The sequence below is a fragment of the Methylobacterium sp. B1 genome (assembly GCF_000333255.1).
GTDB lineage: Bacteria > Pseudomonadota > Alphaproteobacteria > Rhizobiales > Beijerinckiaceae > Methylobacterium > Methylobacterium fujisawaense.
This window is the reverse complement of the sequence record NZ_BACT01000101.1, coordinates 1-2,769: the sequence shown is the minus strand read 5'-3', so window position 1 is coordinate 2,769 and position 2,769 is coordinate 1. Positions and strand designations below refer to the sequence as shown.

3 protein-coding genes are annotated in these 2,769 nt (G+C 67.0%); all 3 read left to right on the top strand.

From position 1 onward, the window contains the following. On the top strand, positions 1-1,640 hold a 1,640-nt coding region (locus I53_RS02935; RefSeq protein ID WP_043346456.1), incomplete at its 5' end, for a response regulator. Between the two features lie 49 nt (positions 1,641-1,689). Further along, entirely contained in the window at positions 1,690-2,049 is a 360-nt protein-coding gene (locus I53_RS02930) for a response regulator (RefSeq protein WP_043346454.1), read from the top strand. Positions 2,050-2,095: 46 nt separating this feature from the next. Next, positions 2,096-2,769, top strand: a 674-nt coding sequence (locus I53_RS02925; RefSeq protein ID WP_043346452.1) for a response regulator, incomplete at its 3' end; no start/stop codon positions are given.

Below are 2,769 nucleotides of genomic sequence, written 5' to 3'. Positions count from 1 at the left end.
CCCGCGATGCATCGCCGCCGGACGCGTCGCTGCTGCGGGTGATGAGCAATATCGGCGCGCAGCTGGGGCGGGTGATCGAGCGCAAGCAGGCCGAGGAACGTCTGCGGCAAGCCAAGGAGGCGGCCGAGGAAGCCAGCCGCGCCAAGAGCAGCTTCCTGGCCAATATGAGCCACGAATTGCGCACGCCGCTCAATGCGATCATCGGCTTCACCCGGCTGGTGATGCGCCGGGCGAAGGACGCCCTGCCGGTGAAGCAGTTCGAGAACCTCGAGAAGATCCTGGCGAGTTCAGAACACCTTCTCTCGCTGATCAACAGCATCCTCGATCTCGCCAAGGTCGAAGCGGGACGGATGGAGGTGAAACCGTCCGACTTCACGCTGGAGCCGGTCCTCGACCTCTGCCTCAGGACGGTCGAGCCCCTCGTCAAGAACGAGGGCGTGCAGCTCGTTCGGGATGTCCGGGATACGCCCGCGACCCTCCGGACTGACGAGGAGAAGCTGCGGCAGATCCTCATCAACCTGCTCAGCAACGCCATCAAGTTTACCGAGGCCGGATCGGTGACGCTGCGCGTCCGTCCGGTTGGCGAGAGTGTCGAATTCGCCGTGATCGATACCGGCATCGGCATTCCCGCCGACGCGCTGAATGCGATCTTCGAGGAGTTCCATCAGGTCGACAACAGCGCCACGCGCTCCCACAGCGGCACGGGCCTCGGTCTGGCGATCAGCCACCGGCTCGCCCGGCTGCTCGGCGGAAAGATCGGCGTCGAGAGCCGGGAAGGGGCGGGGTCGACCTTCACCCTCAGCATCCCGATGCGGATCGCCGGCGCCGCCGAGGGACCGCCGAGCCCGAGGCCGGCGCTCCCGGTAACGCCGGTGTCCCGGTCGGGCGCCAAGCTCGTGCTCGCGATCGACGACGATCCCAACGTCGTCTACCTGCTGCAGGAGAACCTCGCCGATGCCGGCTACACGGTCATCGGCGCATCGAGCGGCCAGGACGGGCTTCTGAAGGCGCGGGAGCTGCAACCGCGTGCCATCACCCTCGACATCATGATGCCCGGCACCGACGGCTGGCAGGTGCTGCACGCGCTGAAGACCGATCCGCTGACGCGGGACATCCCGGTCGTGCTGATCTCGATCGTCGACCAGAAGGAGCTGGGCTTCCGCCTCGGAGCGACCGACTACATCGTGAAGCCGTTCGAGCGGGAAGCCCTGATCGGCGCCCTCGCGCGGATCGCCCCCGACAACGAGCGCATCCTCGTGATCGACGACGATCCCAACGTTCCCGACCTCGTGCGCCAGCTGCTCAACGCGGAGCAATGCACCGTCGATTGGGTGGCGGACGGGGCGGCCGGCCTGGAGCGTATCGCCCAGGCCCGCCCGAGCGTCATCCTGCTCGACCTGCTGATGCCGCGGATGGACGGCCTCGCTTTCCTGGACGCCCTCCAGGCCGATCCGGTCGGCCGGACGATCCCCGTCGTGGTTCTGACGGCCGCATCCCTGGATACGGCCGAGCGCGACATGCTGCGGGAGCGGGTGCTCGGGCTGATCGACAAGAGCGGTCTCGACCGCGCCGCCCTGGTCCGCGAGGTGCGGCGCGTGCTGCCGGTCCTGGAGCTCGAGGCGGCCGACGGTGGCCGATGAGCCGTCGGCTACGCCCTGCGCGCCGGTCCGCTCCCTCGGGGATCAACGCATGAAGCGAATACTTATCGTCGAGGATGTCGAACTCAATCGTGATCTGCTGACTCAATTGCTCGAGGACACGTACGAGCTTGTCATCGCGGTCGACGGCGCCGCCGGGGTCGAGATGGCGATCGCCCACCGGCCCGACCTCATCCTCATGGATCTGTCGCTGCCGCTCGTCGACGGCTGGGAGGCGACACGCCGCATTAAGGCCAACGCGTCCACCGCCGCCATCCCGGTGGTGGCGATCACCGCCAACGCGATGACGGGCGACGAGGATCGGGCGCGAGCGGCCGGCTGCGACGACTTCATGACCAAGCCCGTCGACGAAGACCTGTTGTTCGCCAAGTTGCGGCACTGGCTTGATTGAGTCCGGCCGGTCCGGCCGCAGTCTCGCGCCGGAGGGAGAGGAACCTGTGGAGCCAGCCCGCATCCTCATCGTCGACGATGAGCCCTTCAACCTCGACCTGCTGGAACAGGAACTGGAAATCCTGGGCCACACGAGCGTCCGTGCGGCCAACGGACGAGCCGCCCTCGACCGGCTGAGCGAGGAGCCGTTCGACCTCGTCCTCCTCGACGTGATGATGCCGGCTCTCGACGGCTATGCCGTGCTCGAACGGATGAAGGCCCACGAGGCATGGCGCCACACGCCGGTGGTGATGATCTCCGCGCTGATGGAGATCGGCAGCATCGTCCGATGCATCGAACTCGGCGCCTTCGACTACCTCCCGAAGCCCTTCGAGCCGGTGATCCTGGAAGCTCGCATCCGCTCGTGCCTGGAGCGGAAGCGGGCCCATGACCGCGAGATCGCACACCTGCGAACGATTGAGCGTGAGCGCAAGCGGGCCGACGAACTGCTCCATGCCATCCTGCCGGTCTCGGCCGTGTCGGAACTGATGGAGACCGGACAGGTCAAGCCGCGTCTGTTCGGCGACGTTGCCGTCCTGTTCGTCGACCTCGTGGGTTTCACGACCTGGTGCCATGGTCAGACACCGGACGTCGTCGTCGCGGAGATCCAGCGCCTGGCCGAAGCGTTCGAGGTCGTCGCGCAGGCGCGGGGCCTCGAGAACATCAAGACCATCGGCGATGC

What these genes read in the sequence shown, in the direction of transcription:
- I53_RS02930 (WP_043346454.1), top strand. Translation starts at nt 1,690, where the DNA reads ATGAAGCGAATACTTATCGTCGAGGATGTCGAACTCAATCGTGATCTG.